This window comes from Streptomyces sp. NPDC057424, assembly GCF_042803315.1.
Classification (GTDB): domain Bacteria; phylum Actinomycetota; class Actinomycetes; order Streptomycetales; family Streptomycetaceae; genus Streptomyces.
Map to the genome: position 1 here is coordinate 21,048 of NZ_JBHVCP010000006.1, position 13,229 is coordinate 34,276.

Below are 13,229 nucleotides of genomic sequence, written 5' to 3' on the forward strand. Positions count from 1 at the left end.
TCCTGGCCAGCATGCTGACCATCACCCAGGCCCTCGTCGACCAGATCGTCGCCCACGCGCGCAAGGACCACCCCGACGAGGCGTGCGGCGTCGTCGCCGGCCCGGCGGGCTCGGACCGCCCCGAGCGGTTCATCCCCATGCTGAACGCGGCCATGTCGCCCACGTTCTACGAGTTCGACTCCGGCGACCTGCTCAAGCTCTACCGCGAGATGGACGACCGCGACGAGGAGCCGGTGGTCATCTACCACTCCCACACCGCGACCGAGGCCTACCCCTCGCGCACCGACATCTCCTACGCCAACGAGCCCGGCGCGCACTACGTCCTCGTCTCCACCGCCGACACCGACGGGGCCGGCGAGTTCCAGTTCCGCTCCTTCCGGATCGTCGAGGGCGCGGTCACGGAGGAGGAGGTCCAGGTCGTCGAGGCCTACTGAACACGCCTGAACAGCACGGTCTCACTCACCGGCCCGAAAGCGTCCGCCATGTGGGATCACATTCCAGGACCCGAACCGGGAATCGATACGATGAGCCCATGGTTTTCCACGACGTGAGCGACAAGACGCCGGGCACACTGCTCGTGGCGCGGCTGCACGTCGATCTGTGCAGGCTCGCCAGCGCCATCTGTTGACGCCGGTCCCTGCCGCCGTACGGCCGTGAGCCGCGGCGCTGCACACACGCACCACCCCGCTGTTCCTGCGCTGCCGCGCGCCCCGACTGACTACTCCCGACAGGAGCCCTGAAGCCATGGCCATCGAGGTCCGCATCCCGACCATCCTCCGCACCTACACCGACGGTCAGAAGGCGGTGGAGGGTAAGGGAGACACCCTCGCCGAGCTCTTCAACGACCTCGAGACCCGGCACCCGGGCATCCAGGCCCGCATCGTGGACGGCGACCAGCTGCGCCGCTTCGTCAACGTCTACCTGAACGACGAGGACGTCCGCTTCCTCGACGGCATCAACACCAAGCTGACGGACGGCGACAACGTCACGATCCTGCCGGCCGTGGCCGGCGGCATGGTCTGATCACCGATGCGCTACGACTCCCCCCTGGCCGCGGTCGGCAACACCCCCCTGGTGCGCCTGCCGCGGCTGTCGCCGTCCGCCGACGTCCGCATCTGGGCGAAGCTGGAGGACCGCAACCCGACGGGGTCGGTCAAGGACCGTCCCGCCCTGCACATGATCGAGCAGGCGGAGAAGGACGGCCGGCTGACCCCGGGCTGCACCATCCTGGAGCCGACGTCGGGCAACACCGGCATCTCCCTGGCGATGGCGGCGAAACTCAAGGGCTACCGCATCGTGTGCGTGATGCCGGAGAACACCTCGCAGGAACGCCGGGACCTGCTGGGCATGTGGGGCGCGGAGATCATCTCCTCCCCGGCGGCGGGCGGCTCCAACACCGCCGTGCGCGTCGCCAAGGAGCTCTCGGCCGAGCACCCGGACTGGGTGATGCTCTACCAGTACGGCAACCCCGACAACGCCGGTGCCCACTACGCCACGACGGGCCCGGAGATCCTCGCCGACCTGCCGTCCGTCACCCACTTCGTGGCCGGCCTCGGCACCACGGGCACGCTCATGGGAGTGGGCCGCTACCTGCGCGAACACAAGCCGGACATCCAGATCGTCGCGGCCGAACCGCGCTACGACGACCTGGTCTACGGACTGCGCAACCTCGACGAGGGCTTCGTCCCCGAGCTGTACGACGAGTCCGTCCTCACCAGCCGCTTCTCGGTCGGCTCGGCGGACGCGGTCACCCGCACCCGCGAGCTGCTCCAGCAGGAGGGCATCTTCGCCGGCGTCTCCACGGGCGCCGCGCTGCACGCCGCGATCGGCGTCGGCAAGAAGGCCGTCAAGGCAGGGCAACCGGCCGACATCGCGTTCGTCGTCGCCGACGGCGGCTGGAAGTACCTCTCCACGGGCGTCTACACGGCGGCCACGACGGAGGAGGCCATCGACACGCTCCAGGGCCAGCTCTGGGCGTAGCCGTCGGAGAGACCGGCGCGACCGGCACAGAAAGGGGCTGGAGTCCAGGACTCCAGCCCTTCGTGCCGCTCAGCCCGCCAGGTACCGCACCTGGTCCCACAGCGCCGGATCCACCACGCCGACCCGCCGCCGGAAACCCCACACCGGGACCTCGCGCAACTCGTCCGTCTCCAGGAAACTCGCCCGGCCCTGGGTATCGCCGACCGACCCCGGGGGCAGCGGGATCACGCCCGTACGTCCGCCACGCAACCGCGTGGTGATCTTCGCGACCGTCGCCCGCTCCCCGCGCACCGCCAGCACCAGACAAGGCCGGTCCTTCGCCCGCCCGTCGCCCACCGCCGCCCTGCCTGACGCGCTTCGCGCGGCCCCCTCTGATTCCGCCTCGTCCTCGTAGGGCACGTCCGCCCACCAGATCTCCGCCGGCTGCGGCCGGCTCTCCGGCGCGGCGGCCGGTGCCGCCGCCCGGACCCGCCGGGCCGTCGGCCGCCGCCCCCGGCCCCAGCCGTCGACGAGCGTGGCGATGAGCGCGAGCAGTACCACCGCGGCGAGCACGAGCCACCAGGACGTGTCCATACTGAGACGTTACCGGCGCCGCACCTGCCACGCGCCCCCCTCACCAGGATCACCCCCCGGCCCTGCCAGCCGAACCGGTGACACCACAGGTGAGTTCGCCCACAACAGGCCTTGGCGGAGGAGCTACCGGAGGTTTTGCGCCTTACGCTCGACGGACCGCACGACCCCCGACGCCCCTCTCCGACATTCCCGCCAGCGGAGGTTTCTGCTTCATGAAGCTCACCGTCGTCGGCTGCTCGGGGTCGTTCCCGTCCGTGGATTCGGCCTGCTCGAGCTACCTCGTCGAGGCCGACGGCTTCCGGCTGCTTCTCGACATGGGCAACGGTGCCCTGGGCGAGCTGCAGCGCCACTGCGGTCTCTACGACCTCGACGCGATCTTCCTCAGCCACCTGCACGCCGACCACTGCATCGACATGTGCGCGTACTTCGTCGCGCGCTACTACCGCCACGACGGCGGCCGCTGCGATCCACTCCCCGTCTTCGGCCCCGAAGGCACGGAACACCGGCTGACCACCGCCTACGCGGACACCCCCTCCGCCTCCTCCATGAGCGAGGTCTTCGACTTCCACACGGTCAAGCCGTCCACCTTCGAGATCGGCCCCTTCACGGTGCACACCGAACGGGTGGCCCACCCCGTGGAGGCGTACGGCATCCGGATCGAGCACGACGGCAAGGTCCTGACGTACTCCGGTGACACCGGCGTGAGCCCCGCGCTGGACGAACTCGCCCGGGACACCGACCTGTTCCTGTGCGAGGCCGCGTTCACGCACGGCAAGGAGGACATCCCCGACCTGCACCTCAACGGCCGCGAGGCGGGTGAGACGGCGGCCCGGGCGGGTGCCCGCCGCCTGGTCCTCACCCACATCCCGCCGTGGACGGACCCGCAGGTCAACGTCGCCGACGCCCGGGAGGTGTACGACGGTCCGGTGGACCTCGCCGCACCCCGGCAGACGTACGAGATCTGAGCCCCGGCACACGAAGGCCCCGGAACCCGAGGGCGGGTTCCGGGGCCTTCGCCGTCGTGCGGACTACTTGGCCTCCGCCTTCTGCAGCTCGGCGAGTTCCTCGTCGGACTCCCGGCCCGGCGTCGGCAGGTTGAACCTGACGATCGCGAAGCGGAACACCGCGTAGTACACCGCCGCGAAGCACAGGCCCACCAGGGCCAGACCCCACGGGTTGGTCGCGATGCCCAGGTTCAGGAAGAAGTCGACCGCTCCGGCCGAGAAGCCGAAGCCGTCCTTCATGCCCAGGGCCCAGGTCAGCGCCATCGAGACACCTGTGAGCACCGCGTGGATCGCGTACAGCACCGGCGCGATGAACATGAACGTGAACTCGATGGGCTCGGTGACGCCGGTGACGAACGAGGTCAGCGCGAGGGAGAACATCATGCCGCCGACGACCTTGCGGCGCTCGGGACGGGCGCAGTGCACGATCGCCAGGCAGGCGGCCGGCAGGGCGAACATCATGATCGGGAAGAAGCCGGTCATGAACTGCCCGGCGCTCGGGTCACCCGCCAGGAACCGGGCGATGTCGCCGCTCTTGCCCTCGTAGGTGCCGGCCTGGAACCAGGGGAAGGAGTTCAGCAGGTGGTGCATGCCGATCGGGATCAGCGCGCGGTTGGCGACACCGAAGATGCCCGCGCCGACGGCCCCGGAGCCGACCAGCCACTCACCGAAGTTGTGCAGGGCCGTGCCGAGGACCGGCCAGATGTAGCCGAAGACGATGCCGATCACCAGGCCCGCGAAGGCGGACAGGATCGGGACCAGGCGTCGGCCGCCGAAGAAGCCGGCCCAGTCCGGCAGCTTGGTGCGGTAGAACCGCTGGTAGAGCAGGGCCACCACGAGACCCATGACGACACCGCCGAGCACCTTGGCGTCGACCGGTGCGTCCGTCATGACGATCTTGCCGTCGACGACCTTCGCCACCTGCGGCAGGTTCTCGTCGGTGAAGGTGGCGAGCACGTTCTTGAAGACGAGGTATCCGACCACGGCCGCCAGGGCGGTGGAGCCGTCCGACTTCTTGGCGAAGCCGATCGCGATGCCCACGGCGAACAGCAGCGCCATGTTGTCGAGGATCGCGTTGCCACCGGCCGCCATGAAACTCGCGATCTTGGTGATGAACGCGGGGAACGACTCGCGCCCGAGCATGTCGGTGTTGCCGAGGCGGACCAGCAGGGCCGCGGCGGGGAGCACCGCGACGGGCAGCATCAGGCTGCGGCCGATCCGCTGCATGACGGCCATCACGGCCGTCCCCTTCTTCGGGCTCGCGGGCGCGGCTGTGTCAGTGGACATGAACTTCCTCCAGGGGGCACGGCGCCGCCCAGGAAGAATGCGATGGGGGACGGCGGCGTCTCAAAGAAAGGGGAACGCGGTCATCACCGCGCGACCTCCACCAGTGAGTGGTGTAGACCAGTTGTAGCACGGTAGGCCGAACGAGTGGAACCCGCCAATTCCGCCCGATGTGACGATCACGCCTCGGCGCTGTCCGCCACATCCTCCCCCGGCTCACGCCCCGGAAGCCCCGGGTCGAACTCCGTGATGCGAACCGGAAGATCACGTAATGCGCCGACGGTGACCCGTCCCCTTTGTCGAGAGGTGGGCTCGTGGTGTAGACCAGTCGTTCGACGGTCGCACGAACGAGACGCCATCATTCGGCACACACGACAGGGCCGCTCGCGAGGAGGGGCCAACTGTGGGTTACTGCGACAAAGCGGTTCGGATCAGGGAGAACGAACATGGCCACCAAGGCTGAGAAGATCGTTGCCGGGCTCGGCGGCATCGACAACATCGAAGAAGTCGAAGGCTGCATCACCCGCCTCCGCACCGAGGTCGTAGACCCCGCCAAGGTCGACGAGACCGCCCTGAAAGCCGCCGGCGCACACGGCGTCGTCAAGATGGGCACCGCGATCCAGGTCGTCATCGGCACCGACGCCGACCCCATCGCAGCGGACATCGAAGACATGATGTGAAGAGCGGGGATCGTCCCGGGCTTCGCCCCCTGACATCCCGGCTCACACCGAGGCCCCTCCCACCGCGGGAGGGGCCCCCTCCGCACGTACGGATAGGCTCAGCCGCATGTCTCGAATCGACGGCCGCACCCCCCAGCAGCTCCGCCCCATCACCATCGAGCGCGGCTGGAGCAAGCACGCCGAAGGCTCCGTCCTCGTCTCCTTCGGCGACACCAAGGTCTTCTGCACCGCCTCCGTCACCGAAGGCGTCCCCCGCTGGCGCAAAGGCAGCGGCGAAGGCTGGGTCACCGCCGAATACTCCATGCTGCCCCGCTCCACCAACACCCGCGGCGACCGCGAGTCCGTCAGGGGCCGCATCGGCGGCCGCACCCACGAGATCAGCCGCCTCATCGGCCGCTCCCTGCGCGCCGTCATCGACTACAAGGCCCTCGGCGAGAACACCATCGTCCTCGACTGCGACGTCCTCCAGGCCGACGGCGGCACCCGCACCGCCGCCATCACCGGCGCCTACGTCGCCCTGGCCGACGCCGTCGCCTGGGCCCAGCGCAAAAAGCTGATCAAGGCGGGCCGCCATCCCCTGACCGGCACGGTCTCCGCCGTCTCCGTCGGCATCGTCGGCGGCGTCCCCCTCCTCGACCTCTGCTACGAGGAAGACGTCAAGGCCGACACCGACATGAACGTCGTCTGCACCGGCGACGGCCGCTTCGTCGAGGTCCAGGGCACCGCCGAAGCCGAACCCTTCGCCCGCGACGAACTCAACGCCCTCCTCGACCTCGCCGTCGCCGGCTGCGACGAACTCGCCGCCCACCAGCGCACCGCGCTCGACACCGCCCTCGAAAAGTAAAGCGCACACCAAGACAGGTACCAGGCACGGGCAACCGCGCCCAGCACACTCGCGTCTCAAGGAGTACGGGCGCACGGCTCACCCCTGTGCGCCCGGCCAGCCGCGCGGGCCCGACCGGCCCGACCGAACGAGAGGGACCGCTCCATGGCCGCGAGCCGCCGACGCCGCATCCCAGCCGTCGCCGCCACCCTGGCGGCCGTCGCGTTGACCGCCGGACTCACCACCGGCTGCGCCGCCGTCGACAAGGCGCTGGACTGCGTCCAGACCGCCGACGCCATCGCCGACAGCGTCACGGAACTCCAGCAGGCGGTCGACAGCGCGGCGAACGACCCGACACAGCTCGACGAGTCCCTCGACTCCATCGACAGGAACCTCGGCGAGATCGGCGACAAGACCGACAACGCGGATGTCAGCAAGGCCGTCGACGACCTCGACAAGGCCGTCGACAACGTCCGCACGTCCATCAAGAACGGCGACGAGACGCCCGACATCAGCCCGGTCACGGACGCGGCCGGCGAACTGACCAAGGTCTGCACGCCGTAGCGCCGCGCTCGCTGGGCCGACCCGGCTTCTCGTCTGCCGGGTCCTGTAGGCGGCCGACCGCGCGTCCGTCGTGGTCGCTCGCGCAGTTTCCCGCGCCCCTGACGGGGCGCGGCTCCCGGCTCCCGCAATACTGGGGGCCATGAGTCGCCTGATCCTCGCCACCCGTAACACCGGAAAGATCACCGAACTCCGGACGATCCTCGCCGAAGCCGGGCTGCCCCACGACCTCGTCGGCGCCGACGCCTACCCGGACATCCCCGACGTCAAGGAAACCGGCGTCACCTTCGCGGAGAACGCCCTCCTGAAGGCCCACACCCTCGCCCGGGCCACCGGCCTCCCCGCCGTCGCCGACGACTCCGGCCTCTGCGTCGACGTCCTCAACGGCGCCCCCGGCATCTTCTCCGCCCGCTGGTCCGGCCGCCACGGCGACGACAAGGCCAACCTGGACCTCCTCCTCGCCCAGCTCTCGGACATCGCCGAGGAACACCGGGGCGCCCACTTCGCCTGCGCGGCGGCACTGGCCCTGCCGGACGGCAGGGAGCGGGTGGTCGAGGGACAGTTGAGGGGTGTCCTGCGTCACAAGCCGGCGGGTTCGGGCGGCTTCGGCTACGACCCGATCCTCCAGCCGGAGGGCGAGCGACGGACCTGTGCGGAACTGACCCCCCAGGAGAAGAACGCGATCAGCCACCGGGGGAAGGCGTTCCGGGCGCTGGTGCCGGTGGTGCGGGAGCTGCTGGGCTGAGATGCGGGAGGGGGCCGCCCAGCCCGGGCGGCCCCTCTGCGCGCGTGCGGCCGGTGGGATTCGAACCCACACGGGCTCTCGCCCAAGGGCTCCTAAGGCCCTCGCGTATGCCATTTCGCCACGGCCGCGTGTGGCCGCCATGCTACCGGTCGAAGGCCACCTGCCTGCGTCGCCCTCCTCGGCACCAGGTGTCTGTTGTTGCGTGGCAGTTGGGGCACAGCAGCCGCAGGTTCTCCAGCCGATCGTCGCTCCAGTCCCCGTTGATGTGATCCACTTCCAGCGTCATGGGCCTTCCGAACCACTCTGGGCCGATCTCGCAGTCGGCGCACTCCTCGGGTACGCCCATCTCTTGGAGCGCCCGGCGAAGTACAACGGTTCGGGTCCGGCGCCTGCCCTCCTGCTTGACCAGGATGTCCTCCGGGCGCCTGGCCGAGGTCAGGCGGCGCTTCCCCCGCTGGTGGGCCTGGCCCAGAAAGTGCTCCGTAGTGAGCTGGTCCTCGGCGATCCACCGACGCAGGTGCGCGCGCTGCGTGCCGGTGTCCGGGCGTCCCAGGCGGCGCAGCACCTCGGAGAAAGAGATGGACTCGGAAACCCCGGCGCGTAGTTCCTCAGGGGAGGGCCGCGCCCGCCGGCGCCTCACGAAGCGCGCCTCTTGCCGCGCCCTCGGTAACTGTCTGTTGCCGAATGGCAGTTGGGGCAGAGGAACCGAAGGTTCCCGATCCGGTTGTCCCTCCAGTTGCCATCGACGTGATCGACCTCCAGAGGGAGCGGGCGGCCCCGCCACACCGCCTCCGTGCCGCACAGGGCACACTGCTCGGCCACTCCCGAGGACGTCATCGCCCACTTGAGGCGGTCACTCGGAAGCGTCGGGCGCGATCGGCCGGTTGCTCGACGAGGAAGGCCGCCGGTGTTCGCGGACGCCAGGGTTTCCCACGCCGGGCCGGTACCTGGAAATGCGACGTGTCGATTCCGTACGCCTTGATGCGGCGGCTGATGTGAGTGTGATGCCCGCCCACCACTTCGAGCCCGAGATTCCGCAACACCTCGCACATGTTCGTCGACACCGCGACCGCCCGCTCCAGGACGTTCCTGGTCCACTTCAGCCCCTCCCGCTCGCAGTGGGACGTGTCCACCCCCAGCTTCTTCATCCGCTCCCGGATGTAATCCCGCGTAGAACTCCCGAAATGCCGAGCGGCTCGTACCGGACCTCACCGGTACGAGCCGCTCGCGGAAGGGACAGCGGGGTCTCAGACCCCCAGGTCCTTGATGATCTTGGCGACGTGGCCCGTCGCCTTGACGTTGTACAGGGCGCGCTCGACGTTGCCCTCCTCGTCCACGACGATCGTGGAGCGGATGACGCCGACGACCGTCTTGCCGTAGAGCTTCTTCTCGCCGAAGGCGCCGTAGGACTCCAGGACCTGCTTGTCCGGGTCGGCGAGCAGGGTGACCTCGAGGGACTCCTTGTCGCGGAACTTGGCCAGCTTCTCCGGCTTGTCGGGAGAGATGCCGATGACGTCGTAGCCCGCGCCCGTCAGCAGCTCCAGGTTGTCCGTGAAGTCGCAGGCCTGCTTCGTGCAGCCGGGCGTGAGGGCGGCCGGGTAGAAGTACACGATGACCTTGCGGCCCTTGTGGTCCGACAGGGACACCTCGGTGCCGTCGGCGTCGGGCAGGGTGAAGGCGGGGGCCACGTCCCCCGGCTGGAGTCGCTCGCTCATCTGGCCAGCGTAACCGGGGGTGCTGACAGTGTGATGAGCCGTGGAGCTGACAGACTGTCCCACACAGGCTTCACACCGACTTCGGAGGCGACACGGTGGCGGACACGGCGGACCCCAGGACCCCGGCGCAGATCGAGGCGGACATCAGGCGCCGCCGCGCGACCCTGGCCGAGACCCTCGACGAGATCGGGATGCGGGTGCACCCGAAGACGATCGTCGGGGATGCCAAGGCCAAGGTCGCTTCCCATGTCGACCACACTCTCGGGCGGGCCTACGTGGAGGTCAACCGGGCCGTCACGGACGTGCGGGCCCGGTTCGTGGACGAGGACGGCGCGCCGCGGCTGGAGCGGGTCGTGCCGGTCGCGCTCGTCGTGGTGGGAGTGGTCGGGCTGCTCGCGGTCGGCACGCGGCGGCGCAAGGGCTGACCCGACTGCGTACGTTCGCGGGGAAGACAGGTAGGTTTCAGGGCGTGAGCGCCAACAGAAGCGAGCAGAGTACCCATCCGGACAAGCTGCCCATCCGGATGCTGCACGACCGCGTACTCGTGCGGCAGGACACCAGTGAGGGCGAGCGGCGTTCCGGCGGCGGCATCCTGATCCCCGCCACGGCGGCGGTCGGCCGGCGGCTGGCCTGGGCCGAGGTCGTCGCGGTGGGGCAGAACGTGCGGACCGTGGAGGCGGGTGACCGGGTGCTGTTCGACCCGGAGGACCGTGCCGAGGTCGAGGTGCGGGGGATCGCGTACGTGCTCATGCGCGAGCGTGATCTGCACGCCGTGGCCGCGGACCGGTTCGAGGGGGCCGAGGACTCGACGGGCCTGTACCTGTAGGACCGGCGGCAGCAGTGCGGAGAGGGGCCGGTGACCCTGGTCACCGGCCCCTTCGCCATGTCGTCCGGCTTTGCTACGTTGGGGGACCCCCGACGAGACGCGCCGTACCGGGTTCAAGGCGAAGACGACGCACCGACACCGTCAGCCCGTCTCCCGGAGGTGCCCGTCATGGCCTGGGTTCTGCTCGTCGTCGCCGGTCTGCTCGAGGTGGGGTGGTCCGTCGGCATGAAGTACACCGACGGCTTCACGCGTCCGCTGCCCAGTGTGCTCACGGGTGCCGGCATCGTCGCCAGCATGCTGTTGCTGTCGCAGGCCGCCAGGACCCTTCCCATCGGTACCGCCTACGGCGTGTGGGTGGGGATCGGTGCGGCCGGGGCGGCGGTGTTCGGCATGGCGGTGCTGGGTGAGCCGGCGACCGCCGCCCGGATCTTCTTCGTGTGCCTGCTGCTGGTCGCCGTCGTGGGGCTGAAGGCGACCAGCGGTCATTGATCTACTCGCGGCGCGCGCCCTGCGGGACCACGCCCCAGCCGGGGCCGGTCGGGCCGCCTGTCGCGCCGCCGTCGCTCGTGTCGCCGCCGCCGCCTCCGCCCTCCGTCGTGCCGCCGTCGGTCGTGCCGCCGTCGGTGGAGGTGCCGCCGTCGGTGGTGCCGCCGTCCGCGGTGCCGCCGCCGGTGGGGGACTGGCCGCCGGTGCCGCCGTCGGTGGTGCCGCCGTCGGTCTGGCCCTCGGTCTGCCCCTCGGGGGCGCTGGGGGTCTGGCCGGGCGTCTCGGTGCCGGTCTCCTCGCCGCCGGTGGTCGTGCCGCCGTCGGTGGTGGCGCCGGTGGTCGGGTCGGCCGTGGCGTCGCTGCTGGGTGCCTGGGAGACGTCGGAACCGGGCTGGAGCCTGAGGTCGAACTCCTTGGCGGGCTTGCCCTTGAGGGCGTCCTGGGTGAACTGCGTCCAGATCTCGGCGGGTGGGCCGCCGCCGTTGACGCGCTGCAGGCCCATGGCGCCGTACAGCGACTTGTGGGCGGCGGTGACCGGGTCCTGGCCCATGACGGCGACGACGGTGGCGAGGTCGGGGGTGTAGCCCGCGAACCAGGCCGCCGTGTCCTCCTCGGCGGTGCCGGTCTTGCCGGCGACGGGGCGGCCCGCGGCCTGCGCGGCGGAGGCCGTGCCGTTCTGGACGACGCTCTGCAGCATGGAGGTGGTGGTGTCGGCGGCCTCGCGGCTCACGGCCTGCCGGGTGCGCCGTTCGGGCAGCTCGATGGGCGTGCCCTCCTTGGTGACCTTCTCGACCATCGTGTAGGTGCCGTGCCGGCCGTGGTTGGCGAGGGTGGCGTAGGCCTCCGCCATGTCGAGGACGCTGGCGGTGGCGGTGCCGAGCGCGATGGCGGGGCCGTCGGCGAGGTCGGGGGTGGTCTCGGGGACGCCCAGGTCGATCGCGGTCTGCTTGACCTTCGCGGGGCCGACGTCGGCGGCCATCTGTGCGTACACCGAGTTCACGGAGCTGTCGGTGGCCTCGGTGACGGTGATGTCGCCGTAGGAGCGCTGGTCCTCGTTCTCGGGGGCGTACGGGTCACCGGTCCAGCCCTGTACGGGACGCTTGTTGGTGCCGTCGTAGATGGTGTTCGGGGTGATGACGCGGCCGTCCTGGGTCTCGGAGTGGTTCTCGACGGCCGAGGTGAACACGAAGGGCTTGAAGGTGGAGCCGACCTGGAAGTCCCTGCGGGTGGCGTTCGGGGTGTACTGCTTGACGTAGTCGATGCCGTTGTACATCGCCACGACCTTGCCGGTCTTGGGGTCGACGGAGGCGCCGCCCGCGCGGACGTAGGTGTCGACCTTGTTGTTCTTCTTGTCGAGCTTGGACATCAGCTTGTCGTTGACGGCCTTCACGAACGCGTCCTGCTTGCCCTTCTGCAGGGTGGTCGTGATGCGGTAGCCGCCCGCGTCGAGCTTGCTCTCCTCGATGATCTTGTTCTGGGTGAGGTAGTCCTTGACGATCCGGACGATGTAGCCGCGCTGCCCGGACATGCCGGTGGAGAGGGTGGACTCCTTCGGCATGGGGAACTTCATGCCGGTGCGCTCGGACTCGTTGAGCCAGCCCTTCTTGACCATGCCGTCCAGGACGTAGTTCCAGCGGGACTCGGCGGCCTTGCGGTTCTCGGGGTGGGCGACGACGTCGTACTGGCTGGGCGCGTTGACGAGTGCGGCGAGGTAGGCGGCGCGGGCGGGGTCGAGGTCCTTGGCGTCCATGCCGTAGTAGGCCTGGGCGGCGGCCTGGATGCCGTAGGCGTTGCGGCCGAAGTAGCTGGTGTTGAGGTAGCCCTCGAGGATGTGGTCCTTGCTGACCTCGCGGTCCAGCTTGATCGCGATGAAGAACTCCTTGGCCTTGCGCGTGACGGTCTGTTCCTGGCGCAGGTAGTAGTTCTTCACGTACTGCTGGGTGATCGTGGAGCCGGACTGCTTGCCCTTGCCGAGGGCGGTGTTCCAGGCGGCGCGGACCATGGCCTTGGGGTCGACGGCGGACTCGGTGTAGAAGTCGCGGTCCTCGGCGGCCAGGATGGCGTGCTGGGCGTCCTTGGAGATCTGCGGGAGTGTGACGTTCTCCCGGTTGACCTCGCCGTCGCGGGCGATCACGGAGCCGTCGGCGTAGAGGTAGACGTTGGCCTGCTTGGTGGCGAGGGCGTTGGCCGGGGGGATCTTCACGAGGGAGTAGCCCAGGAAGAAGCCACCCGCCAGGAGCAGGACGACGATGACGAGGCCGCCGAGCGTCATGCGCCAGGTCGGGATCATCCGGCGCCAGCCGGTCCGCTTCGGTTTCCCGGCCGCGGTGGCCTCGGGCGTGCCCGGGTCGCCGTCGGCGTGCGCCTGCGGCGTGCTCGGTGCCCAGCCCGGATTCGGCTGCTGCGGCTGAGGCTCGTCACTCATGTCGTGCACGGACTCCTGTTTCGCGTCGTACGTCGTTCCCGTACGTCTCTGCTCGCTCTTGCGCCCCTGTGATGAAGACTGTCCCATCCGGTGATCAGTTCCCTGATCGAGGGCCGTGTCGTGAGCC

The 13,229-nt window shown here is 69.7% G+C and carries 17 protein-coding genes, 1 tRNA gene, 1 pseudogene and 1 riboswitch; of the genes and pseudogenes, 12 read left to right on the forward strand and 7 right to left on the reverse strand.

Features of this window, described 5'->3' with window-relative positions; all coding sequences use genetic code 11:
- Positions 1–11 precede the first annotated feature (11 nt).
- The 4 genes from ACFU3E_RS07690 (at position 12) to ACFU3E_RS07705 (ending at position 1,980) form a co-directional block, all read left to right on the forward strand.
- Entirely contained in the window at positions 12–434 is a 423-nt protein-coding gene (locus ACFU3E_RS07690) for a Mov34/MPN/PAD-1 family protein (protein ID WP_003990554.1), read from the forward strand.
- Between the two features lie 98 nt (positions 435–532).
- Positions 533–628: a putative leader peptide gene (locus ACFU3E_RS07695; RefSeq protein ID WP_317926516.1), complete on the forward strand. Its 96-nt coding sequence runs from the start codon at positions 533–535 to the stop codon at positions 626–628.
- Positions 629–744: 116 nt separating this feature from the next.
- Positions 745–1,023, forward strand: coding sequence for a MoaD/ThiS family protein (locus ACFU3E_RS07700; protein WP_384153617.1), 279 nt, complete (start codon positions 745–747; stop codon positions 1,021–1,023).
- 6 nt (positions 1,024–1,029) lie between these two features.
- A complete protein-coding gene (locus tag ACFU3E_RS07705) occupies positions 1,030–1,980 on the forward strand; it encodes a PLP-dependent cysteine synthase family protein (RefSeq protein ID WP_384153620.1) in 951 nt (316 codons plus the stop codon).
- A 69-nt stretch (positions 1,981–2,049) separates the two neighbouring features.
- Here the strand turns inward: ACFU3E_RS07705 and ACFU3E_RS07710 are convergent, their stop codons facing one another.
- The gene (locus tag ACFU3E_RS07710; protein ID WP_384153623.1) at positions 2,050–2,553 is read right to left on the reverse strand and encodes a type II toxin-antitoxin system PemK/MazF family toxin; all 504 of its coding nucleotides are present in this window, start codon (positions 2,551–2,553) and stop codon (positions 2,050–2,052) included.
- A 212-nt stretch (positions 2,554–2,765) separates the two neighbouring features.
- Between ACFU3E_RS07710 and ACFU3E_RS07715 the strand changes: the two genes are divergently transcribed.
- Positions 2,766–3,518 (forward strand): MBL fold metallo-hydrolase, encoded by a 753-nt coding sequence (locus ACFU3E_RS07715; protein WP_384153626.1) that lies wholly within the window; start codon positions 2,766–2,768, stop codon positions 3,516–3,518.
- A gap of 63 nt (positions 3,519–3,581) precedes the next feature.
- Here the strand turns inward: ACFU3E_RS07715 and ACFU3E_RS07720 are convergent, their stop codons facing one another.
- Positions 3,582–4,844 carry a PTS transporter subunit EIIC gene (locus tag ACFU3E_RS07720; RefSeq protein ID WP_384153629.1) on the reverse strand — a complete coding sequence of 421 codons (1,263 nt, stop codon included), beginning with the start codon at positions 4,842–4,844 and terminating at the stop codon, positions 3,582–3,584.
- 443 nt (positions 4,845–5,287) lie between these two features.
- Here ACFU3E_RS07720 and ACFU3E_RS07725 point away from each other — a divergent pair, with 443 nt between their 5' ends.
- The 4 genes from ACFU3E_RS07725 to rdgB all read left to right on the forward strand — a co-directional run bounded on the left by ACFU3E_RS07725 (position 5,288) and on the right by rdgB (position 7,650).
- Positions 5,288–5,521 (forward strand): glucose PTS transporter subunit EIIB, encoded by a 234-nt coding sequence (locus ACFU3E_RS07725; protein ID WP_384153632.1) that lies wholly within the window; start codon positions 5,288–5,290, stop codon positions 5,519–5,521.
- Positions 5,522–5,627: 106 nt separating this feature from the next.
- Positions 5,628–6,365 carry a ribonuclease PH gene (rph, locus tag ACFU3E_RS07730; RefSeq protein WP_384153634.1) on the forward strand — a complete coding sequence of 246 codons (738 nt, stop codon included), beginning with the start codon at positions 5,628–5,630 and terminating at the stop codon, positions 6,363–6,365.
- A gap of 144 nt (positions 6,366–6,509) precedes the next feature.
- Positions 6,510–6,908: a hypothetical protein gene (locus ACFU3E_RS07735; protein ID WP_384153637.1), complete on the forward strand. Its 399-nt coding sequence runs from the start codon at positions 6,510–6,512 to the stop codon at positions 6,906–6,908.
- Positions 6,909–7,047: 139 nt separating this feature from the next.
- Positions 7,048–7,650, forward strand: a complete 603-nt coding sequence (gene rdgB, locus ACFU3E_RS07740) for an RdgB/HAM1 family non-canonical purine NTP pyrophosphatase (RefSeq protein WP_384153640.1) — start codon at positions 7,048–7,050, stop codon at positions 7,648–7,650.
- 45 nt (positions 7,651–7,695) lie between these two features.
- Here rdgB and ACFU3E_RS07745 read toward each other — a convergent pair.
- The 4 genes and pseudogenes from ACFU3E_RS07745 to bcp all read right to left on the reverse strand — a co-directional run bounded on the left by ACFU3E_RS07745 (position 7,696) and on the right by bcp (position 9,365).
- Positions 7,696–7,778: transfer RNA gene (locus ACFU3E_RS07745), tRNA-Leu, on the reverse strand.
- Positions 7,779–7,792: 14 nt separating this feature from the next.
- Positions 7,793–8,215, reverse strand: a complete 423-nt coding sequence (locus ACFU3E_RS07750; RefSeq protein WP_384153643.1) for an HNH endonuclease — start codon at positions 8,213–8,215, stop codon at positions 7,793–7,795.
- Between the two features lie 71 nt (positions 8,216–8,286).
- Positions 8,287–8,828, reverse strand: a pseudogene (locus ACFU3E_RS07755) (HNH endonuclease signature motif containing protein); the annotation flags it as partial.
- A 69-nt stretch (positions 8,829–8,897) separates the two neighbouring features.
- Positions 8,898–9,365, reverse strand: a complete 468-nt coding sequence (gene bcp, locus ACFU3E_RS07760) for a thioredoxin-dependent thiol peroxidase (RefSeq protein ID WP_384153646.1) — start codon at positions 9,363–9,365, stop codon at positions 8,898–8,900.
- Positions 9,366–9,460: 95 nt separating this feature from the next.
- On the opposite strand from bcp, the gene ACFU3E_RS07765 reads away from it, so the two are divergent.
- The 3 genes from ACFU3E_RS07765 (at position 9,461) to ACFU3E_RS07775 (ending at position 10,680) form a co-directional block, all read left to right on the forward strand.
- Entirely contained in the window at positions 9,461–9,790 is a 330-nt protein-coding gene (locus ACFU3E_RS07765) for a DUF3618 domain-containing protein (RefSeq protein ID WP_384153650.1), read from the forward strand.
- Between the two features lie 98 nt (positions 9,791–9,888).
- Positions 9,889–10,191: a co-chaperone GroES gene (locus ACFU3E_RS07770; protein WP_202510315.1), complete on the forward strand. Its 303-nt coding sequence runs from the start codon at positions 9,889–9,891 to the stop codon at positions 10,189–10,191.
- 67 nt (positions 10,192–10,258) lie between these two features.
- A riboswitch (guanidine-III (ykkC-III) riboswitch) is annotated at positions 10,259–10,325 on the forward strand.
- A gap of 34 nt (positions 10,326–10,359) precedes the next feature.
- Entirely contained in the window at positions 10,360–10,680 is a 321-nt protein-coding gene (locus ACFU3E_RS07775; protein ID WP_053669887.1) for a multidrug efflux SMR transporter, read from the forward strand.
- 1 nt (position 10,681) lies between these two features.
- On the opposite strand, the gene ACFU3E_RS07780 is transcribed toward ACFU3E_RS07775, so the two are convergent.
- Complete coding sequence (locus tag ACFU3E_RS07780) at positions 10,682–13,102, reverse strand: transglycosylase domain-containing protein (RefSeq protein WP_384153652.1); 2,421 nt, start codon at positions 13,100–13,102, stop codon at positions 10,682–10,684.
- Positions 13,103–13,229 lie beyond the last annotated feature (127 nt).